Origin of the sequence: Streptomyces sp. ADI95-16 (assembly GCF_003721495.1) — a bacterium.
Taxonomy (GTDB): Bacteria; Actinomycetota; Actinomycetes; order Streptomycetales; family Streptomycetaceae; genus Streptomyces; species Streptomyces goshikiensis.
In genome coordinates, this window is record NZ_CP033581.1 from 1,773,036 (window position 1) to 1,793,791 (window position 20,756).

General features: G+C 71.5%; 18 protein-coding genes and 1 tRNA gene. 5 read left to right on the forward strand and 14 right to left on the reverse strand.

The window, feature by feature from the left end:
- Positions 1–3: 3 nt before the first annotated feature.
- Positions 4–924, reverse strand: a complete 921-nt coding sequence (locus EES41_RS07485) for a hypothetical protein (protein WP_216827251.1) — start codon at positions 922–924, stop codon at positions 4–6.
- On the opposite strand from EES41_RS07485, the gene EES41_RS07490 reads away from it, so the two are divergent.
- Positions 911–3,841 (forward strand): NACHT domain-containing NTPase, encoded by a 2,931-nt coding sequence (locus EES41_RS07490; protein ID WP_216827252.1) that lies wholly within the window; start codon positions 911–913, stop codon positions 3,839–3,841. The two genes, EES41_RS07485 and EES41_RS07490, sit on opposite strands and share 14 nt — an antisense overlap.
- Before the next feature lie 228 nt (positions 3,842–4,069).
- On the opposite strand, the gene EES41_RS07495 is transcribed toward EES41_RS07490, so the two are convergent.
- Positions 4,070–4,143 (reverse strand) — tRNA-Pro (locus tag EES41_RS07495).
- A 117-nt stretch (positions 4,144–4,260) separates the two neighbouring features.
- Between EES41_RS07495 and EES41_RS07500 the strand changes: the two genes are divergently transcribed.
- A complete protein-coding gene (locus EES41_RS07500; protein WP_123076724.1) occupies positions 4,261–4,731 on the forward strand; it encodes a DUF309 domain-containing protein in 471 nt (156 codons plus the stop codon).
- 6 nt (positions 4,732–4,737) lie between these two features.
- Here the strand turns inward: EES41_RS07500 and EES41_RS07505 are convergent, their stop codons facing one another.
- The 4 genes from EES41_RS07505 to EES41_RS07520 are packed head-to-tail and all read right to left on the reverse strand — an operon-like array spanning position 4,738 to position 8,094.
- Positions 4,738–5,133 (reverse strand): VOC family protein, encoded by a 396-nt coding sequence (locus EES41_RS07505; RefSeq protein ID WP_123076726.1) that lies wholly within the window; start codon positions 5,131–5,133, stop codon positions 4,738–4,740.
- A 5-nt stretch (positions 5,134–5,138) separates the two neighbouring features.
- Complete coding sequence (locus EES41_RS07510) at positions 5,139–5,771, reverse strand: LUD domain-containing protein (protein WP_123076728.1); 633 nt, start codon at positions 5,769–5,771, stop codon at positions 5,139–5,141.
- On the reverse strand, positions 5,768–7,342 hold the full coding sequence (locus tag EES41_RS07515; RefSeq protein ID WP_123076730.1) for a lactate utilization protein B: 1,575 nt from the start codon (positions 7,340–7,342) through the stop codon (positions 5,768–5,770). Before EES41_RS07515 ends, EES41_RS07510 begins: the two co-directional genes overlap by 4 nt.
- A complete protein-coding gene (locus EES41_RS07520; RefSeq protein WP_123076732.1) occupies positions 7,339–8,094 on the reverse strand; it encodes a (Fe-S)-binding protein in 756 nt (251 codons plus the stop codon). Before EES41_RS07520 ends, EES41_RS07515 begins: the two co-directional genes overlap by 4 nt.
- A gap of 18 nt (positions 8,095–8,112) precedes the next feature.
- On the opposite strand from EES41_RS07520, the gene cobF reads away from it, so the two are divergent.
- Complete coding sequence (cobF, locus tag EES41_RS07525) at positions 8,113–8,865, forward strand: precorrin-6A synthase (deacetylating) (protein ID WP_123076734.1); 753 nt, start codon at positions 8,113–8,115, stop codon at positions 8,863–8,865.
- Between the two features lie 4 nt (positions 8,866–8,869).
- On the opposite strand, the gene EES41_RS07530 is transcribed toward cobF, so the two are convergent.
- From EES41_RS07530 to EES41_RS07540, 3 genes are all read right to left on the reverse strand, one after another.
- Positions 8,870–10,006, reverse strand: coding sequence for an aminotransferase class V-fold PLP-dependent enzyme (locus EES41_RS07530; RefSeq protein WP_123076736.1), 1,137 nt, complete (start codon positions 10,004–10,006; stop codon positions 8,870–8,872).
- A 146-nt stretch (positions 10,007–10,152) separates the two neighbouring features.
- Positions 10,153–11,847: a glycoside hydrolase family 71 protein gene (locus EES41_RS07535; RefSeq protein WP_254211371.1), complete on the reverse strand. Its 1,695-nt coding sequence runs from the start codon at positions 11,845–11,847 to the stop codon at positions 10,153–10,155.
- 120 nt (positions 11,848–11,967) lie between these two features.
- Positions 11,968–12,903, reverse strand: coding sequence for a cation diffusion facilitator family transporter (locus tag EES41_RS07540; RefSeq protein WP_123076738.1), 936 nt, complete (start codon positions 12,901–12,903; stop codon positions 11,968–11,970).
- A 157-nt stretch (positions 12,904–13,060) separates the two neighbouring features.
- Between EES41_RS07540 and EES41_RS07545 the strand changes: the two genes are divergently transcribed.
- Entirely contained in the window at positions 13,061–13,519 is a 459-nt protein-coding gene (locus tag EES41_RS07545) for a hypothetical protein (RefSeq protein ID WP_164495787.1), read from the forward strand.
- Between the two features lie 128 nt (positions 13,520–13,647).
- On the opposite strand, the gene EES41_RS07550 is transcribed toward EES41_RS07545, so the two are convergent.
- From EES41_RS07550 to EES41_RS07560, 3 genes are all read right to left on the reverse strand, one after another.
- Positions 13,648–15,867, reverse strand: a complete 2,220-nt coding sequence (locus EES41_RS07550) for an NADP-dependent isocitrate dehydrogenase (protein WP_123076742.1) — start codon at positions 15,865–15,867, stop codon at positions 13,648–13,650.
- A 231-nt stretch (positions 15,868–16,098) separates the two neighbouring features.
- Positions 16,099–16,452, reverse strand: a complete 354-nt coding sequence (locus EES41_RS07555) for a DUF805 domain-containing protein (protein WP_123076744.1) — start codon at positions 16,450–16,452, stop codon at positions 16,099–16,101.
- Positions 16,453–16,790: 338 nt separating this feature from the next.
- Complete coding sequence (locus EES41_RS07560) at positions 16,791–17,627, reverse strand: chitosanase (protein WP_123076746.1); 837 nt, start codon at positions 17,625–17,627, stop codon at positions 16,791–16,793.
- Positions 17,628–18,046: 419 nt separating this feature from the next.
- Here EES41_RS07560 and EES41_RS42865 point away from each other — a divergent pair, with 419 nt between their 5' ends.
- Positions 18,047–19,198: a class I SAM-dependent methyltransferase gene (locus EES41_RS42865; protein ID WP_254211372.1), complete on the forward strand. Its 1,152-nt coding sequence runs from the start codon at positions 18,047–18,049 to the stop codon at positions 19,196–19,198.
- Here the strand turns inward: EES41_RS42865 and corA are convergent.
- Positions 19,156–20,238, reverse strand: a complete 1,083-nt coding sequence (corA, locus tag EES41_RS07570) for a magnesium/cobalt transporter CorA (RefSeq protein WP_123076748.1) — start codon at positions 20,236–20,238, stop codon at positions 19,156–19,158. The genes EES41_RS42865 and corA overlap by 43 nt on opposite strands.
- 119 nt (positions 20,239–20,357) lie before the next feature.
- A complete protein-coding gene (locus EES41_RS07575; RefSeq protein WP_123076750.1) occupies positions 20,358–20,681 on the reverse strand; it encodes a hypothetical protein in 324 nt (107 codons plus the stop codon).
- Positions 20,682–20,756 lie beyond the last annotated feature (75 nt).

Below are 20,756 nucleotides of genomic sequence, written 5' to 3' on the forward strand. Positions count from 1 at the left end.
CGCTCACACCCTGGCGCGGAGATCCGCGAGCGGCGTGCCGTCGTCAGTGCACCACACGTCCCACCCGTTGATCTTGCACCGGGCCGCCGCCTCGCAGGCGCCGGAGGGCGAGTCGCAGACCGCGCCGTCCTCCAGTCGCAGCCGGCCCTCCTCGGTCACCTGGGCCGCGTACGTGACGCCCAGATGCCGGCGCTGCCAGGTGAGCCGCTGGCCGGGACTGACGAGGCCCTTCGCGAGCAGAGGCGCAAGCGAAGGCTTGCGCCGCCGCTGGCCGCCACCGCTTGGACCGTCCATGTTGAGGATTCTGCGCAGGACGCTGTTCGGAGTGTCCACCAGAGGCTGCGCTTCGCGCTGGAGCCGCTCGAAGACCTCATCGTCCACAGTGATGGCATGTCCGGCCATGGTGATCCCCCGCCGCCCTGATTCGGAAATTCGGACAAAGCTTACGAGATTCCGAACGGGGTTGTCCACCCCCACGCTCCCCTTCGTCGCCGCACCACAGCCCTGACTGTCGAGGTAGGCACGCCACAAGGCATTGCCGCGGACCTGCTGAACGCTCCAAGGCCAGGAGGAGCTCCTGCCGCCCTTCTCCGCGGAGTTGTACGCCATGGACGTCTCACGCGACTCGAAGCTCCGCGCCACCCGCAAGGCAAGCGAGGAGATAAACGCCGGACGGAATGGGCGGCTGGACCGCACTACGCCGTGTTGGTGATCGACACAGAGAGGGGACTCCCCTTCAGGAACCGCCCGGGCGGTAGGGTTCGACAGCCCCGAATACGCGAACTCCTTGGAGCAGACGGTGACTTGGACGCCAAGGTCAATCTTCCATAGTATGCTGTCGGCGTATCCCTCCGTCCCAGAAGGGAGACCGAGAAGCGTCCACGAGGGCTTCGCCGTCCTCGATTTCGAGATGCGCTTTCTCACCCTCCTCTCCACCGCCGCTATCCGCGCCTCGGGCTCCCAAGCTCCCAAGATCGGCCGATCCCCCGGCCTCGGAGAATGGATCTCACTGCTCCGCGCGAACAGCCGTCAGCTCATGGACTGCCCGGGTTCGCCTCAGGCGCTGGTGGCGCGTGCGGTGTCCCGATCCCTCACTCTCTTCGATCGTGGGGATCCCAGCGCGCCTCCGGAGTTCCGCAACGTCAAGCGTCTCCGGGACCACATCAGTCACGGCGGTCCGCTGCCGACCGGCCATGCGGAATCAGCAACCCTCGACAGCCTGGTGCACGGCATCACGGAAGCCATCACAGAGTGCCTGGACGGTGCCGATGTCCGCATCGAGGCCGCTGGCAGCGACGAACAGCGGCCGGTCTTCGCCTGGGGTGGGGAAGAAGTGCTGCTATGGCCGCTCGTGTACGTGACACAGGCTGGCACCTGGCACCTGTACTCACGATCCGCCCGCAGCGGTGGCCCTGGATACATGTGCTTCGATACGCGAAATGCCATCCGGGTTCCCTCGGACGAATCCCTCATCGTGGCGCTCAACCTTCTCCTGAAGGCCCCACGGACTGATCGCACGCTGCGGGATTTCATCGAAGATGCAGGCAGGGACCTCAAAGGCTTCGCCGAAGAGGACACCGAACCTCTTTACGCGGATCGAGAGCACGGGTTCGAGTACTACTGGGACAAGGCGACCTCCGACGGCACCATGCCACGCCGCGATTACTTCCGGCTCGGTCCCGATAACACGAGGGAATGGCAGCACGCGGACCTCTGGGTCCCCTACTCTCGATACCTCCGCGACCTTGCCAACTGGCAGGTCGTAGCCACCCGGTTCCGCCAGCGCATGGAGCAGATGGAGACTCGTCTAGCGCAGGACGAGCGCGAGACGCTGGGGTGGCCGACGGAGCCGCATCAGAGTACCCGGATGGCCCGCGTCGTCGTGTCCGACATGGACGGCAGCCACAAGCAGCCTGAGTGCTCCTTCGCGGACCTGGTCGGCTCCGTCGATAAGGACCTGCAGGCAAATCGCGGCCAGACCCAGGTGGTCTTCATCAACGGCGAGGCGGGGATCGGCAAGACACGCGCTATGGTCGACGCCGCTCGGTCACGAGCGCGACAGGTCGAGCAGGAGCTGCTGGAGAAGGGCGCTTGTGACCTTCCACTGTTCCTCTATGTCCGCTCAACGGGCCACGTTCTGGACAGCCTCACGACAGTGGTCAACGGAGCTGTCACCGCCACGCGCAACCTAACTGATGGAGGGGTCAAGGCGCTCTGCCGAAACGGTCTGATGATCCTACTCATCGACGGATTCGACGAGCTGCTCGGAGGCGCCGGCTACAGCGACGCCCTCGGCTCCCTGCGTCCGTGGCTCAGCGAGCTCGGGGGCCGAGGGGTTGTCGTGGTGTCCGCACGTTCCTCGTACTACATGGGTCAGTACCGAGCCAGCGCGGAACGAGCCACGGAACAAGGAATGCCCTTCGTACAGCACCGCATCGCGGAGGTGCAGCGCTGGCGCCGACCGGACACTGCATCCTTCCTCGCGGACTACGGCGTCTCGGCTTCAGCCATCGAGACATTGTCGCCACAGGACCGCGAGCTCCTCGGGCTCCCGTTCTTCGCGCGTGCCTTCGCAGAGATCCAGCGCAGCCCCGATTCACGGACAGGCCTCCAGGACAATTCGCTGACGCAACAACTCCTCAGCCAGTACGTGGCCCGAGAAGAGCGGAAGCTCGCTGCCGAAGACGGAAATGGTGCGCTTCTCAACCGTGACGAACTGAATCGTGTGTTCGAACTCGTGGCGGAGACCATGGCCGGCAATGAGGAGCGCGAAGCGGCCGTGAGCGACCTTGAGGGCGCTGCGGAGCAGGCCATAGTCGCGGAGCTGAGCTCCCGAAAGGGACTGCAGAAGCGGCTGCCAGTGCTGTGCGGGCTAACCGGCGTCTCGGGGGACGCTTCGACCAGCCGGTTTCAGTTCCAACACGAGCTGTTCTTCGACCAATTCCTCGCTGGCGCCATCGGCCATTACCTGCGCGAGGGACAGGTCGGTCAGTTCGAAAGGATGTTGAAAGAGTCCCACTGGCGGTCGGCTACCGTCGTTCGCATCGTCGCCGCGGCGGGCCCGGACACCACGGCTGCAGCCCTCGCCGGACTGCGGACGGCTGCGGACCACACGGAGGGCACGACGGTGGCCTCCACGAACCTAGGGGCCCTGTGGACAGCCGTCATCCGCGCCACGGGCCGCATGCCCAACACCAGCATTGTCGGCGCGGTCTTCTCCGAGGAGCTCGACCTCAGTGCAATCGAATGCCCCGGAGGGCGACTGATCGACTGCGAAGTCGACTCGCTGGTCCTGCCGTCCAGCAAGGGCTGGCAGCTGTCCGTCCAGTCCACCCCAATCAAGCGCATGCGGTCCGAGCTCGTCTCGCCGGACCTGTCGGGCCTCCGCGGAGTGCAGCATAAGCATCTGGCGCAGCTCCTCCTTAAGCCTGACACGTTCGCGGACCGCAATGACGAGGTTCTCGCGGCACTGCGCACGCATGGCGTACACGTGGTCGACGCGGATCCCGCAGTCCAACCCAAACTGTCTGCCCTGACGCAGGCCAGCCTGTATTTTCTCGGGTGCCTGTCCCGAAGGGCAGAGCACGCCGTCGTGCTGCGACAGGACCAAACGCCGGAGGACACTCGTCTGTCCTGGGCTCTGACGTACGGTGCCGCCTCGTGGCGCAAGTTCGTCAAGGCTCTCGACGACGCGTCCCTGGCCGTGGTCGAGCCCTTTTCTGCAAGTGGCGAACGGAAGGTGCGTCTCCGCTTGAAGACCAACGCCAGTACGATCCTCGCCAACGACGGGACTCGTCCGGACGTCGACGACTTCTGGCGGGGGTTGGAAGGACGGAAGTGAGCTGCCGTCCTGGCTGCGCTTCGTAGGACCTAGGCTTGCCGACCTCGTTGCACCCGGTCGCTTGCCCCTCGCGCAGGCGCCTCCTACGCACTTGTGGCGCACCTTGACCCAGTCAAGGTGCGCCACAAACTTACTCAGCTGGGACTGGTCCCCAGCTGGTCCCCAAAAACGAGTCAGAGGCGGTTTTGGGTTGCCCCAAAACCGCCTCTGACCTGCGACTCTTTCGAGTCGGGACGACAGGATTTGAACCTGCGACCCCTTGACCCCCAGTCAAGTGCGCTACCAAGCTGCGCCACGTCCCGTTGTGCTTCCGACTGGGCTTCCCACTTGGGGTTTCCCGCCCGGCGGCACATGCAGAACATTACCCCACGCCGAGGGGTGTGCATGCACCGGTAATCGCCGGGAGGGAGGATGAGGGGGTGAACACACGGGATCGGGACGCCGAGGGGCGGGCGCGGAGCGCTCGGCCGCGGGACGGGCTGGGGCGGCCGCTGGCCTACGGGGCGCCCGGGGTGGAGCGGCAGCCCGAGGGGGTGGCGCGGACCCCGGAGGAGACCGTGCGGGAGGCGCAGCGGCTGCTGGACGCGGGGATGCCCTTCCACGCGCACGAGGTGTTCGAGGACGCCTGGAAGACCGGGCCGCAGGGCGAGGCCCCGCTGTGGAAGGCGCTGGCGCAGCTGGCGGTCGGGCTGACGCACTCCGCGCGCGGGAACACGGTCGGCGGGGCGCGCCTGTTGCGGCGCGGAGCCGACGCGCTGGCCGGGTGGGAGGCGGGGCGGGCCCACGGGATCGACGTGGCCGGGCTGGTCCGGTGGGCCGGGGAGCTGGCCCACCGGGTGGCGGCCGGGGAACGCGTCGACGCCGCGGCCGAGGCGCCCCGGCTCCGCTGAGCCTGGCTACGCGGCCTTCGGCTGGAGCAGGTCCCAGCGGTTGCCGTAGAGGTCCTCGAAGACGGCGACGGAGCCGTACGGCTCGTGGCGCGGCTCCTCCAGGAAGCGGACGCCCTCGGCGGTCATCCGGGCGTGGTCGCCCGCGAAGTCTTCGGTGTGGAGGAAGAAGCCGACGCGGCCGCCCGTCTGGTCGCCGACCCGGGAGCGCTGGGCGTCGTCCTTGGCGCGGGCCAGCAGGAGGGCCGATTCGCGGGCGCCGCGCGGGCGGACCACGACCCAGCGCGAGCCGTCCGGCCGGGCGGTGTCCTCGACGAGGTCGAAGCCGACGGCCCGGGTGTAGAAGTCGATGGCCTCGTCGTAGTCGTGGACGACGAGGGAGGTGAGGGCGATGTGTGCGGACATGACGCCTATTGTGCGCCGAGGAGTACGACCTCCAGGGTGCGGGGGCCGTGCACGCCCTCCACCCGGTCGAGCTCGATGTCGCTGGTCGCCGAGGGGCCGGAGATCCAGGTCAGCGAGCGGGTCGGGTCCAGCAGCGGCAGTGCCCGCGGGACGGAGTCCACCACCTGGTCCGGTACCCGCACCACGCAGACGTGGTGGTCCGGAACCAGGGTGATGCGCCGCCGGCCCTGCCCGGGGCCGCCGTCGAGGACGATCGTGCCGGTCTCGGCGATCGCGAGGGCGCAGCCGGTCACCACGCTGTCCACCGCGTCCAGTTCGTACGGGGTGGACTCCGCCCGGTCGTGGACCCGCGCCGGAGCCGCCGCCGCGAGCCAGTGCGGCGGCAGCCCGGCCGGTACGAGGACGCTCCCCGCGCCCCGCGCGGCGAGGAGCCGCGCCAGCAGCGGCGCGAGGCCGTCCTCGTCGGTCCGGTGCACCTTCGCCCGGTACTCGGCGAGGTTCGCGGCGAGGAGGTCCGCCGCCCCGGCCGGGGTGCGGGCGCCGTGGACCCGGAGGTAGTCCCGGGTGACGGCGGGGGCGGGGGCGGCGGTCTCCGTCGCGCGGCGGATGCGGCCCAGGATCCGGTCCCTGCTGCTCATGCCCGCCCTCCCCGCTCCGGCTGCTGCCGGTCCCGCTCTCCCCGCTCCGGCTGCTGCCGGTCCCGCTCTCCCCGCTCCGGCTGCTCCCGGTCCCGCTCTCCCCGCTCCCGCGCCCACCAGTCCCGGAACGGCTCCGCCGGGAGTTCCGGCAGCTCGCGGCTGTCCGTCCACGCCCGCCCGGGCCCCGGCAGCCGGCGCGGCCGCAGCCGCCGGGCGCGGGCCAGCAGCCGCTCCCCCGCGCGCAGCGCCCCCGGGTGGTCCAGGAGCCGCCGGGCGGCCCGCATCGCGGCCCGTTCGGCGGCGTGACCCCGGGCCGGGCGGATCCGTACGCGGACGCCCTCGCGGGTCACCGGTCCGCCCTGGACCACCCGTTCACGCAGGTGGACCAGGACCTCGGGGATGTCGATGGCGACCGGGCAGACCTCGTAGCAGGCCCCGCACAGGGTGGAGGCGTAGGGCAGCGAGGCGTCGATCTCGCTGCCGGTGCCCCGGAGTTGGGGGCTGAGGATGGCGCCGATCGGGCCGGGGTAGACGGAGCCGTAGGCGTGGCCGCCGGCGCGCTCGTAGACCGGGCAGACGTTGAGGCAGGCGGAGCAGCGGATGCAGCGCAGCGCCTGGCGGCCGACCTCGTCGGCGAGGGTGTCGGTGCGGCCGTTGTCGAGGAGCACGAGGTGGAAGGCGGAGGGGCCGTCGCCGTCCGCCCCTTTCGACGGACCCAGCCCGGTCCACATGGTCGTGTACGGGTTCATCCGCTCGGCCGTGGAGGAGCGCGGCAGGGTCTGGAGGAAGATCTCCAGGTCGCGGAAGGTCGGCACCACCTTCTCGATGCCGACGACCGAGATCAGGGTGTCGGGCAGGGTCAGGCACATCCGGCCGTTGCCCTCGGACTCGAAGACGACCAGGGTGCCCGTCTCCGCGACCATGAAGTTGGCGCCGGACACGGCGACCTTGGCGCGCAGGAACTTCTCCCGCAGGTGCAGGCGCGCCGCCTCGGCGAGTTCGCGCGGGTCGTCGCCCAGCCCCTCGGGCGCCGGCCGGCCCCACGCGCCCATCTCCGCCGCGAAGACGTCCCGGATCTCGGCGCGGTTGCGGTGGATGGCCGGGACCAGGATGTGCGAGGGCCGGTCGTGGCCGAGCTGGACGATGAGCTCGGCGAGGTCGGTCTCGTACGCGGCGATCCCGGCGGCTTCCAGCGCCTCGTTGAGGCCGATCTCCTGCGTGGCCATGGACTTGACCTTGACGACCTCGCGCTCTCCGGTGGCGAGCACCAGCCCCGTCACGATCCGGTTGGCCTCCTCGGCGTCGGCCGCCCAGTGGACGACCCCGCCCGCGGCGGTGACGGCCTCCTCCAACTCCAGCAGGTACCGGTCGAGATGGCGCAGCGTGTGGTCCTTGACGGCCTTCCCGGCGGCGCGCAGCCGGTCCCAGTCGGCGAGTTCGGCGACGGCGCGGGCGCGTTTGTCGCGGATGGTGTGCGTGGCGCGGCGGAGGTTGGCGCGCAGCGCCTCGTTCCCGACGGCTTCCCGGGCCGCGGCGGGGAAGGCCGGCATCCCGATGAACGTGCCCGTCATGCCGGGGGTTCCTCCTCGGTCGCGGCCAGGATCTCGGCCAGGTGCAGGGTGCGCAGCGGGGCTCCGCGCCGGCGCAGGATGCCGTCGAGGTGGGCGAGGCAGGAGTTGTCGGCGCCGCACAGGAAGTCCGCGCCGGTGGCGGCCGCGCTGCCCGCCTTGTCTGCGCCCATGGCGGCCGATACGTCCGGGTTCTTGACGGCGAAGGTGCCGCCGAACCCGCAGCACTCCTCGGCGCCGGGCAGCTCCACCAGCTCCAGCCCCTTGACCGCGGCGAGCAGCCGGCGCGGGCGGTCCCCGAGCCCGAGGCCCCGCAGGCCGTGGCAGGAGGGGTGGTAGGTGACGGTGTGCGGGAAGTACGCGCCCACATCGGTGACGCCGAGCACGTCGACCAGGAACTCGGTCAGCTCGTAGACCCTCGGGCCCAGCGACGCCGCGGCCTCGGCGAGTTCCGCGCCCCGCCCCTCGGCCGCCGCCTTCCGCCCGATCCGGGGGTAGTGCTCGCGGATCATCGCCGCGCAGGAGCCGGAGGGGGTGACCACGTACGCGTACCCCTCGAAGGCCGCGGCGGTACGTCGTACCAGTGGTTCGCTCTCGCGGCGGTACCCGGTGTTGTACTGCGGCTGACCGCAGCAGCTCTGGGCCGCGGGGAAGTCCACCTCGGCCCCGAGCCGCTCCAGCAGACGTACGACGGCGATGCCGGTCCGCGGGTACAACGCGTCATTGACGCAGGTGACGAACAGGGCGACACGCATGACGGGCAGAATAGCGGGGTGAAGACGTTCTCAGTGATCGGCATCGGCGCGGGCGACCCGGACCACCTGACCCTCCAGGCGGTCAAGGCGATCGGAGCCACGGACGCATTCCTCATCCTGGAGAAGGGCGAGGAGAAGGCGGACCTGACCGGGCTGCGGCGCGCGATGCTCGACGCGCACGCCCGCCCCGGCCACCGGCTGGTGGAGGGCCGCGACCCGGACCGCGACCGGACCCCGGCCGACTACGCCCCGACCGTGGACGGCTGGCGCAGCGCGCGGGCCGAGATCTTCGAGCGCTTCGTCGCCGAGGATCTGGCGGAGGGCGAGACGGGCGCGTTCCTGGTGTGGGGCGACCCCTCGCTGTACGACTCCACCCTCGCCATCCTGGACGAGGTGCTGGAGCGGGGCCGGGTGGCCTTCGAGCACGAGGTCGTGCCCGGCATCAGCAGCATCTCCTCCCTGCTGGCCCGGCACCGGACCAACCTGAACCGGGTCGGCCGCCCGGTCCAGATCACCACGGGCCGGCGCCTCGCGGAGGGCTGGCCGCAGGACGTGGACGACGTGGTGGTGATGCTGGACGCGCGGCACGCCTTCACCGCGCACCTGGACAAGGACCTCTACATCTACTGGGGGGCCTACGTGGGCACCCCGGACGAGATCCTGGTGCAGGGCCGGCTCGCGGAGGTCTCCGGCCGGATCGAGGAGCTGCGGACCGAGGCCCGCGCCCGCAAGGGCTGGATCATGGACACGTACCTGCTCCGGCGCGGCTGACGCCTCATTCCAGGAAGGCCGGGAGCGCGGCGGCCAGGCGTTCGTACTCCTCGGGCCGGTTGTAGATCTGGCCGCAGACCCGGATGCCGCCGCCGCCCGGCCAGGGCCAGATCAGCACCCGTACGCGCAGCCGCGCCGCCAGTTCCTCCCGCAGCGCGCGGGCGGCCTCCGGGGTCTCGGCGTTCCCCGGCGGCAGCCGCAGCGCGCGCATCGCGAGGCCGTCGGTGTACGGGAGCGGGGCGAGGCCGGGGATCCGGGCGAGCAGGGCCGCTCCGTGGGCGGCGAGGGCGGTGTTGTGGGCCCGTACCCGGGCGGCGTCGAGGCGGTCGAGCAGGTCCAGCCCCTCGGGGGCGGCGAGCCAGCCGGTGTAGTCGGCGGTGGCCCGGTACTCGACGGAGCGCGGGAATCCGTGCCCGTCCTCCCAGGAGGGCACCAGGGGCCGGATCCGGGCGCGGTGTGCCGGGGCGACGGCGAGGACCGCGGTGCCGGGCGGCGCGTAGCCCCACTTGTGGAGGTTCCCGAACCAGAAGTCGGCGCCGCCCGCGAGCGGGTCCGCCACCATGCCGGGGGCGTGGGCGCCGTCGACGACGGTGGTGACGCCGCGGGCCGCGAGCTCGGCGAGCAGCCGGGGCGTGGCGATGACGCGGGCGGTGGGCGAGCTGATGTGGTCGAGGACCGCGACCTTGGTGCGCGGGGTGACGCCGGCCAGTACCGCCTCGCGCACCGCGTCCTCGTCGGGCAGGTCCGGGTCCAGCGGCACGGTGGTGACGGGGGCCCGGCGGGCGGCGGCCGCGACGACGGTGCCGTAGCCGTGGTCGGTGACCAGGATCTCGTCCCCCTCGGCCAGCGGGACGGCGTCGAGGGCCAGGTTGGCGCCCTCGGTGGCGTTGGCGATGAAGGCGATCCCGTCCGGGTCGGCGCCGAGGTGCGCGGCGACGCGGGTGCGGGCGGCCGCGATCCGGTCCGCGACGCCGACGAAGAAGGTGTCGGGGTCCTCGTGGGCCTCGGCCCGCAGCGCTGCCTGGGCCTCCTGGACGGGGACGGGGACCGCGCCGAAGGACCCGTGGTTCAGGTGGGCGATGCCGGGGTCGAGGCGGAACAGGGCCGGCCCGCCGGGGAACGGGGTGGGGCTCACGGGCACGGGGGGTCTCCTTCCGCGTGCGCGGGCCTTCGGGGCGGCCCGCCGCGCGGAGCCTCTCTCCCCGCCGCACCCCTTCCCGAAACCGAACCCGAGACCGAATCCGAGACCGAATCCGGACCAGTCCCGCACGCGCGGGCGCGGCCGGGCTACTCGCGGCCGCTGGTCGCCGCGTAGTACTGGAGGTCCTGGACGGACACCGTGTGGTCCACCGGGTACGGCAGCTCCACGTCCGCCCGGGCCTTCCCGTCCCGTACCAGCACGGCCGAGGCGCTGCCCGCCCGCAGCGGCAGCAGTTCGCTGTGGATCCCGGCCGCGGCCTCGTGGGAGCCCGTGGCGGGGCCGACGGCGGTACGGACGGTCCCCGGCTCCGTGAGGAAGCTGAGCACCTCCACCGTGTCGCGGGGCGCGGCGCTGCCCTTGCGCGGGGCCATCACCAGCGACTGGGCGCCCGTCGGGTCGGCGGCCGCGAACTGGGTGCGGGCGGTGAGGTAGAGGGTGTCGCGGACGACCTTCGGCCAGGCGCCGGTCTTGAACCGGGTCAGGTAGTAGGAGGTGAGGTCCAGGTACGCGTACCCGTTGTGCAGGGAGGGCGCGAACTGGCTGCCCTCGGAGTAGTCGTTCCAGGTGGTCAGCTGGACCCAGTCGGCCCCGTCGTCGATGGCGTGCTGCCAGGTGGAGCGCAGGGTGGCGGTGTTGCCGGCCTCGTCGTAGATGCCCTGGTTGGGGCGGGCGTCCTGGACCGAGACGGGCTGCATCCAGAGCTTGCCCATGCCGTGCGCCCGCTCGGCGTCGCGCGTGGAGCTCTCCTGGCCCACGTAACTGCGGCTGCCCCATTCGGAGAAGCCGTGGCTGATGGGGGCGAACTCCCCGCCGTGCGCTCCGAAGTCGAGGAAGAGGGGGACGAAGGCGGTGCCGATGCCGTGCTTCGACTTGAGGGCGGCGATGACCCGCGTCCACCACTGCGCGCTCTTCGCCTCCGCCTTGAACGGGGAGACGACGAGCCGTCCGTCGCCGAGGCGGTGCGCGGCGGGGGCCTTGCCGAGGGCGGCGAGGGCGTCGGCGAGGACGCCGGGGTCGTCGGTCTTCAGCGAGGTCATGTCCGGCATCAGCATGATCTTGAAGGCGGGGTCCACCGAACGGGCCGCCTCCATCAGGAGGTTGGACCGCTCCCAGTTCTTGCCGGAGAGGGAGAGCATGTCGAGGGTGAACCCGTCGATGCCGGCGGCGCGGGCGGTGCGGACCTCCTGCTGGAGGTTGGCGTACTCCCAGTCGCCGCCCTTGGGCGGGACGGGCAGCGGGCGGTCGCGCAGCAGCCCGCCGTAGCGCTCGTGCTTGCCGCTCTCGCCGGCGGGTTCGAGGTAGTTGCGGGTGTAGTAGTCGCCGTCGGCGGGGGCGTTGTCGAGGGAGAGCGGGTACGGGGTGAAGTAGTGGGCGAACACCAGCTTCTTGCCCGCCTCGCCGGAGCGCAGCGCCGCCGGCTGGGGCATGTCGAAGGGCAGGGCTCCCGCGGGGCGCGGGGCGCCGGAGCCGGCCGGGGTGCCGGTGGCGCGCTTGTCGGGGGTCTTGGGGGCCGGCTCGGGCGCCGCCGTGCCGGAAGGGGCGCCGGTGGTGGGGCCCGCGCCGGGCTCCGTGGACCCGGGCGTGCCGGGGGCGGGCGCGGAGGCGTTCTGGCCCGCGCCGTCCGCGAAGGGGTCCCAGGCGGCGCCGGTGGCGGCGAAGGCGCCGGCCAGCAGGAAGGCGGAGATCAGGAGGGCGAGCAGGGGCCCCCGCCCCCGGAAGCCCGGGCGGCGCCGGTGCGACGGGGGGCGCGCCTGCCGTTCGGTCCGCCGCTCTGCTGCCATGGTGAGCCCTCTCCCGTACGTCCGCCCCGTGTTGGGGTCGCACAGCAGTAGAGCCGATTACCGGCCGCCCGACAACCGTCCCCGGCGCGGCCTTCGTACCCCTGGACGCGGCGGCGGCGTTCAGGCGTGCAGGGCGCTCCCGTCCTCCGGGTGCCCCTCCGGTTCCAGCTGGAGGGTGGAGTGGGCGACGTCGAAGTGCCCGCCCACGCAGGCCTGCAACCGGGCCAGCAGCAGCCCGTGGCCCTCCCCGCGCAGGGTCTGCTCGGTGACGACGACGTGCGCGGTGAGCACCGGCATGCCGGAGGTGACGGTCCAGGCGTGCAGATCGTGCACGTCGAGCACGCCGGGCTCTTCGAGGAGGTGGCGGCGCACGTCGGCGAGGTCCATGTCCTGCGGGGTGGCCTCCAGCAGGACGTGGGCCGCGTCGCGCAGCAGTCCGTAGGCGCGCGGGATGATCAGCAGGCCGATGACGATCGAGGCGATCGGGTCGGCGGCCTGCCAGCCGGTGAGGAGGATGACGAGGGCGCCGACGATGACGGCGACGGAGCCGAGGGCGTCCCCGAGCACCTCCAGATAGGCGCCGCGCAGGTTGAGGCTGTGGTCCTTGGCGTCGCGCAGCAGCCACAGGCCGACGCCGTTGGCGGCGAGGCCGAGGACGGCGATGCCGAGCATCAGCCCGCCCTTGACCTCGACGGGTTCGCTGAACCGGCCGATCGCCGTGTAGAGGACCCAGACGAAGATGCCGAGGAGGAGCAGGGCGTTCAGGACGGCGGAGAAGATCTCGACCCGGTAGAAGCCGAAGGTGCGGCGCGGGGTGGGGGCGCGCTGGGCGAGGGTGATCGCGCCGAGGGCGAGGGAGACCCCGATGGCGTCGGTGAGGCTGTGGGCGGCGTCCGCGAGCAGCGCGAGGCTGCCGGACAGCACCGAGCCGAGCACCTGGAGGAGGGTGATCGACACGCTGATGCAGATCGTCCACAGCAGCCGCTTGCGGTACGTCCCGCTGAGGGTTCCGGCGGCCGCCGGGGGTGCACCGTGGTCATGGCCCATGATCACCATCCGACCACAGGTACCGGCCCGTGGCCCGGCGGCACGGCGTTTTCCCCGGAGTCCGCCATTCCCCTGGCCTTACGGGGGAACTGACGCATAATCATCGACACGCGGCCCGAATCAACCCTCCGCCGCGGAACTGGTCACGCATGCAATGGGGGGCATCGTGCCGATGAGGGAACCCGGCGGCGCCGGAACACTGCCGACCACGTCCGACGAGCTGTCCCGGCTGCTCACCGCCGTACGGCGGGGCCGGGTCCTGACCGTGACCGGGGGCTTCCGCGCACCCCGGAGCCTGCTGGTCCGGGAGGTCGCGCAGCGGATCTCGTCCAACTTCTGCGACGGTACGGCGCTCCTCGCCCTGGAGCGGGACACCGGCGTACGGGAACTCGTGGCCGCGCTGGGTTCCCTACCCGGGATGCCCTTCCTGCCGTACGGGACGGCGAACGCCGCGTCGTGGCTCGCGGAGCGGGACATGCTGCTCGTCCTCGACGACAGCGGCCGGCTGGACGCGGAGGCGCTCGCCTGGCTGCGCTCGCTGCTCACGATCGCGCCCGGGCTGCGGATCCTGGCGGCCGGCAGGCACCCGCTGGCCGTCGGCCAGGGCCGGGTCCACCGGCTCTGACCCCGGGCGTCACCCCGCTGCGGCCAGGGACCCCGCCCGCCACGCGTCGGGCCGGAGTACGCCGCCGCCCCGGCCGGTGGATACCGGCCGGGGCGGGGCGTACCGCAGGATCCGTGGGATCCGTGGGATCAGGCCAGGCTCGCGATCGCCTGGTTGAACGTGGCGGACGGGCGCATGATCGCCGCGGCCTTGGCCGCGTCGGGCTGGTAGTAGCCACCGATCTCGGCCGGGGAGCCCTGGACCGCGATCAGCTCGGCGACGATCTTGTCCTCGGACTCGGCCAGCGTCTTGGCGAGCGGGTCGAAGGCGGCCGCCAGCTTCGGGGCGTCGGTCTGGCGGGCCAGCTCCTGCGCCCAGTACAGGGCGAGGTAGAAGTGGCTGCCACGGTTGTCGATGCCGCCCAGCTTGCGGCTCGGCGACTTGTCCTCGTTGAGGAAGGTGCCGGTCGCGCGGTCCAGGGTGTCGGCCAGCACCTGGGCGCGGGCGTTGCCGGTGGTGGTCGCGAGGTGCTCGAAGGAGACGGCCAGCGCGAGGAACTCACCGAGGGAGTCCCAGCGCAGGTAGTTCTCCTTGACGAGCTGCTGGACGTGCTTCGGGGCGGAGCCGCCGGCGCCCGTCTCGAAGAGGCCGCCGCCGTTCATCAGCGGGACGACCGACAGCATCTTGGCGCTGGTGCCCAGCTCCAGGATGGGGAAGAGGTCGGTCAGGTAGTCGCGCAGCACGTTGCCGGTCACCGAGATGGTGTCCTCGCCGCGACGGATCCGCTCCAGCGAGTAGGCGGTGGCCTTGACCGGCGAGAGGATCTCGATGGTCAGGCCCTCGGTGTCGTGGTCGGCGAGGTACGTCTTGACCTTGGTGATCAGCTGCGCGTCGTGCGCGCGGCCCTCGTCGAGCCAGAAGACGGCCGGGACGCCGGTGGCGCGGGCGCGGGTGACGGCGAGCTTGACCCAGTCCTGGATCGGCGCGTCCTTGGTCTGGCAGGCGCGGAAGATGTCGCCGGCGGCGACCTCCTGCTCCAGGACCGTGTTGCCCTCGGCGTCGACGAGGCGGACGGTGCCCGCGGCGGCGATCTCGAAGGTCTTGTCGTGGCTGCCGTACTCCTCGGCCTTCTGGGCCATCAGGCCGACGTTCGGAACCGAGCCCATGGTGGCCGGGTCGAACGCGCCGTGCGCGCGGCAGTCGTCGATGACGGCCTGGTAGACGCCCGCGTAGCTGCTGTCCGGGAGGACCGCGAGGGTGTCGGCCTCGTTGCCGTCCGGGCCCCACATGTGGCCGGAGGTGCGGATCATGGCCGGCATCGAGGCGTCGACGATGACGTCGGACGGGACGTGCAGGTTGGTGATGCCCTTGTCGGAGTCCACCATCGCGAGGGCCGGGCCCTCGGCGATCTCGGCGTCGAAGGAGGCCTTGATCGCGTCGGCGTCGGGCAGCGCGCCCAGGCCGTTCAGGATGGTGCCGAGGCCGTCGTTCGGGGACAGGCCGGCGGCGGCCAGGGTCTCGCCGTAGCGGGCGAAGGTCTTCGGGAAGAAGGCGCGGACCACGTGGCCGAAGACGATCGGGTCGGAGACCTTCATCATCGTGGCCTTGAGGTGCACGGAGAACAGGACGTCCTCGGCCTTGGCGCGCTCGATCTGGGCGTTCAGGAAGGTGCGCAGCGCGTCGACGTGCAGGACGGACGCGTCCACGACCTCACCGGCGAGGACCGGTACGGAGTCGCGCAGCACGGTGGCGGTGCCGTCGGCGGCGACGTGCTCGATGCGGAGCGTGCCGGCCTCGGAGATCACGGCGGACTTCTCGGTGGAGCGGAAGTCGTTCTCGCCCATGGTGGCGACGTTCGTCTTCGACTCGGAGGTCCAGGCGCCCATGCGGTGCGGGTGCGCCTTGGCGTAGTTCTTCACCGAGGCCGGGGCGCGGCGGTCGGAGTTGCCCTCGCGCAGGACCGGGTTGACGGCGCTGCCCTTGACCTTGTCGTAGCGGGCGCGGGTCTCGCGCTCCTCGTCGGTCTTCGGGTCGTCCGGGTAGTTCGGGAGGGCGTAGCCCTGGCCCTGGAGCTCGGCGATCGCGGCCTTCAGCTGCGGGATCGAAGCCGAGATGTTGGGAAGCTTGATGATGTTGGCTTCCGGCGTCTTCGCCAGCTCACCGAGCTCGGCGAGGGCGTCCGCGATGCGCTGGCCCTCTTCCAGGTGCTCCGGGAAGCTGGCGATGATCCGACCGGCCAGGGAGATGTCACGGGTCTCGACATTCACACCGGCCGTCGACGCGTACGCCTGGATCACAGGCAGGAACGAATACGTCGCGAGGGCCGGGGCCTCGTCAGTGTGCGTGTAGATGATGGTCGAGTCAGTCACCGGATGCTCCGCTCCACAGTCTGCGTCTCTCGTCTGCAACATTGCTCGACATCAAGATATCTCGTGATCGGGCCGGTCTGGACAGCCCCCTGCCCGAGTCTCGGGGAGACGCGCGTCACCCGGTGCCCCGCGCGGCCTCCCGGAACGGGGTGAGCGCCGCCACCGGCTGTTTCCAGCCAGTGGCGGCGCTCAGATACTCAGGCACTCACGCACCCGGGCGTACGGACCCGATCAGGCGTGGACGGCCTTCGGGCTCGGGCCGTACTCGTTCGGCTGGGCGTGGCCCTCGCTCGCCATGAGGACCAGGAGCCAGATGCCACCGATCAGCGGGACGAGGGAGATCAGCAGCCACCAGCCGGACTTGCCGGTGTCGTGCAGGCGACGGACGCCGACGGCCAGACCCGGGAGGAGGACGGCCAGCACGTAGATCGCGTACAGGAGCGGGTACGTGCCGATCAGGCTGTCGATGACGGCGACGATGATCAGCGCGATCAGGTTGAAGAGCGTGAACATCCAGTACTCCTGCCGGCGGGCGCGGCCGGAGAAGACGGTGTACTTCTTCAGAACGTCGGTGTAGTAGTGCATGAGTCCCCCCAGAGGACGGTTCGTGGGCCCGTCCTGCTGGAGCAAGCCGGGGCAGAACTTATGCCCCGCTTACGCGGCGGTCAAGCCAGTTCGCAAGACGCCAGAAGAGCCACTTTCCTTGAGATCATCAACCAAACCCATGGGTACCGGGCGCCACTTGGAACCCGCTGATCGCGCCATGTCACACCGGGTGAGGACACAAGGGCGACAACGGGCATTTCGTCCGGCCCAAGTGACGCACGGGCCCTTCGAATCAGGCTCGAACACGCTCTTGCCATCACCGCCGCGGACGTCTCCGCGCCCACATCGTTACGGCTCTGCGACCTACCCCGGCCGATTCAGCCGATGTGGAAGGAGTCCCCGTAAACCTTCCAGTCGAGCGGGGCATTGAGGTTCAGATTGCCCTTCTTGAGGAAGACCCGCTGGGCGGTGTCGACCCGGCTGGTGTCGCTGTGCGCCTCCTCCTGCTTCATCGCCCAGACACGGGCGTCGAGGAAGGCGTTCAGCCAGGTGGTCTCGTTGCCGCCCTGGGCCGGGGGCTTGGCCTTGGACAGCGCCCGCTTGCGGATGTTGCGGAAGCTGGTGGAGTCGGTGCCGTCGCCATGCATGACGATGGCGTCGTAGTACATGAACTGGCCGAGCGTGCCGACCCCGTCGGACTTGCCCTGCTTGACCGAGGGGTTGAAGTAGACGCGGTCGCGCTCGTGGTCCTGGGCCTTCTTGAACTCGCCGTCCTGCGCGGCCTTCGCCCAGTCCTTGGTGAAGTTCGGGTCGAGGCCGGCGTGTGAGTCGCTGCCGTTCACCCGGCGCAGCGCCGGAAGGTACTTGGCGAGCACGTTGCCCGGTTTGACCTGCGTGTAGTACTCGACGAGGTCGAGCATGTCGCCGGTGCCGGAACAGAAGCCGATGATGCCGGCGGTGTAGCCGCGCTCGTCGCCTATGTCCTCGATGTACTTGTACTGCGCCTTCCAGTCCAGCGAGGAGTTCTCGGCGCTGGAGACGATCTGCATGGCGATCTCCTTCTTCGCCGGGTCGTCGAGGCCGGTGGCGGCGGCCGCCGGGGCTGCCGGGGCCGCGTGTGCGGCGGCGGATGCGGCCGTCGCGGGGGCGGCCGTCGCATGAGCGGCGATCGGGGCGGCGAGGAGCGCCGTCCCGAGGAGCGCTCCGAACGCCATCGTCTTGCGCTGAGGAGTGAACACAAGGCCTCCGTAGGGGGGTTGAGGCTTTCCGATTCCGTTAGGAAACTTTCCTACCAGACATTCGGAGCGGGGAACACCCCTCCGGCCGGGGCGGCGGCTTTGGATCATTGACCAGGCCGGGAGCGCGCGACCGGAGGCTTTTCCGTGTCCGAAACCAGTCGCCCGGGCGGTGCGCCGGTTGTTTGACTGGCGGCACGCTCCGAAGGCGGTCCGGCACGGCGTTTGCGGCTCTCTCGCCCTGCCGGCGGCCCCCGGAGCCGAGGGAGGTGTCCCCGCGCGCCGACAGCGGTGTACGGCGCGCGGGGCCCTGGCATATGCGGCTCCAGATCCGGCATCCTTACGCATATGCGGCCGCTGGCGGCCGTCTGAGCCCGCAAGCGAGGGTGGAGGCCCCGATGGCCGTAGTCGTGATCGGTGAACCCGCGTCGCAGCCGGGCGGCGCGCTCCCCCCGGCGGTGACCGCCGCCTTCGAGGCCGTCGGGCTGCGGACGCACCTGTGCCGCCCCGGCGACGGCGACCCCCTTCCGGCCACGCTCACCGGCGCCGACGCGCTCGTCCTGGCCTGCGCCGGGCCCGAGGCGTTGCCGCTGCTCCGCGCGGCCCTGGCCGCCGAGGTCCCGGTGCTGGCGCTGGGCGGCGGGGCGCCGTTGCTGGACCGGGCCGCGGCGCAGCCCCCGCCCCTGCCCGCGGCGGCGGGCGCCGACCCGCTGCGCGGGGCCGGGGAGGCCGCGTACGGCCACGGCTTCCGGAGGCTCGGCGGGAGCGCCTGGGTGCTGCCGGGCCCGCTCGGGGACCCGGCCGGCGCCGCCCCGCTCCACCGGTTCGCCGCGCTCGCGGCCGCCCGGGCCGAACACACCGCCACCCGCGCCTTCTTCACCCCGCGCGCCGACGCCTGGGAGGAGCGGTTCGCCTACCAGGCCCCGGCCTACGAGGCCGCCGTCGCCCGGATGCGGCTGTCGCCCGGGCAGACGGTCCTGGACCTCGGCTGCGGCAGCGGCCGCGCCCTGCCCGCGCTGCGCGCGGGGGTCGGCGCCGCCGGCACGGTGCTCGGCGTGGACCTGACCCCGGCCATGCTCACGGCCGCCGCCCGCGCGGGCCGGCGGGGCCCGGCCGGGCTGCTGGTGGCGGACTGCGGCCGGCTCCCGCTGCCGGCCGGCGCGGTGCACGGGATCTTCGCCGCCGGGCTGCTCGACCACCTGCCGCAGCCGCGTACCGCGTTGACCGAGTGGGCCCGGGTCAGCGCCCCCGGCGCGGAACTGCTGCTGTTCCACCCCTCGGGCCGTGCCGAACGGGCCGCCCGGCACGGCCGTCCCGTCAGCCCCGACGACCCGCTCGCCGAGCCGAACCTGCGCCCGGCGCTGGACGCGACGGGCTGGCGGCTGGCCGAGTACGAGGACGCGGTCACCCACTTCGTGGCCCGCGCCCGGCGGTCGGGCGGGCCGGCCAGCGCGCACGGCGCGGACCGGGCCGACAAGGCAGACAAGGCCGACGCCCGCCGGAGGGTTCAGAGCCAGCCGTTGCGGCGGAAGCCCCGGTGGATGACGTAGCAGATGACGGCCATGACGACGAGGACGGCCGGGTACCCGTAGGTCCAGTGGAGTTCCGGCATGTGGTCGAAGTTCATGCCGTAGACGCCGCAGACCATCGTCGGCACGGCGACGATCGCGGCCCACGCCGTGATCTTGCGCATGTCCTCGTTCTGGGCGACGGTCACCTGCGCGAGGTGCGCCTGGAGGATCGAGTCGAGCAGCGCGTCGTACGCGCCGATCTGCTCCGTGGCGCGGGTCAGGTGGTCCGCGACGTCGCGGAAGTACGTACGGATCTCCGGCGGGATGACCGGTATCGGCTGCGTGGCCAGCTGCTGGAGCGGCCGGGCCAGCGGGGCCACCGCCCGGCGCAGTTCCAGGAGTTCGCGCTTGAGCTGGTAGATCCGGCCGGCGTCACCGCGGCCGCCGTACTCGCTGAACACGGCGGTCTCGACGGCGTCTATGTCGTTCTGCACGGCGTCCGTGACGGCCATGTAGTCGTCCACGACGTGGTCGGCCATCGCGTGCAGCACGGCGGCCGGTCCCTTGGCGAGCTGCTCCGGCGAGGCTTCGAGTTCCTCACGGACCGGGCCGAGGGTGCCGCGGCCGCCGTGCCGGATCGTGATGACGAAGTCCTCGCCGATGAAGGCCATCAGCTCGCCGGTCTCCACCACCTCGCTGGTCGCCGTCAGCTCCTCGTGCTCGACGTAGCGGACGGTCTTGAAGACGGAGAACAGGGTGTCGTCGTAGCGCTCCGCCTTCGGCCGCTGGTGTGCGTTGACCGCGTCCTCGACGGCGAGCGGGTGCAGCCCGAACAGCGCGGCGAGCCCGGCGATCTCCTCCTGCGAGGGCTCGTGCAGGCCGATCCAGACGAACCCCTCACCCGTCTTGCGGACCCTGCGCAGGGCTTCCTCGACCTCGGCGCAGCCCTCCTGCCGTACGCCCTCGTGGTAGACCACGCAGTTGACCACCGCGCTGCCGAGCGGGGAACGGGCCGGGTGGCTGAGGTCGACGGCCCGCCGGTAGCCGCGGCTCACGGCCCGGCGGAGATTGCTGAACATGGACAACGCGGTATTCCCTTCGGCGGATCACCGGCCAGTGTGCCACCGCCGCCGATCCGCCCCCGCCAGGCGGGTCGGGCGACAGCCCCGCGAGCCCGGCATGATCCGAAGGACAGGCCCTAGCCGCGTCGCCCGGTCCGGGACGCGCGGGCCGCCGAGAAGGCCGCCACGAGGAAGAACGCCACGCCGACGAGCCCGCAGAGCATGCCCGCCGCCGAGAGGACGAGGACCACACCGGTCCCCGCGTCCAGGATCCGCGGCACCGCGTTGAGCGGCGCGGGGAGCCAGAAACCGATCATCGCCAGCGCCAACCAGCGCGGTTCGGCGACCCGTGCGCGCAGCCGGGCGGGTGTGCGCCCGGTCAGGACGAGCAGCGGCAACGGCAGCAGAAGCAGCGAGATGAAGACCAGTCCCACGGCGTGGAACAGCGCGTTTCCGTTCATCGGTCCCCTCCGGTGCGAGAGGTCAGACTAGCCCGCACGACGCTGACGCGTTCATGCCGCCCCCGCGCCCGTCCG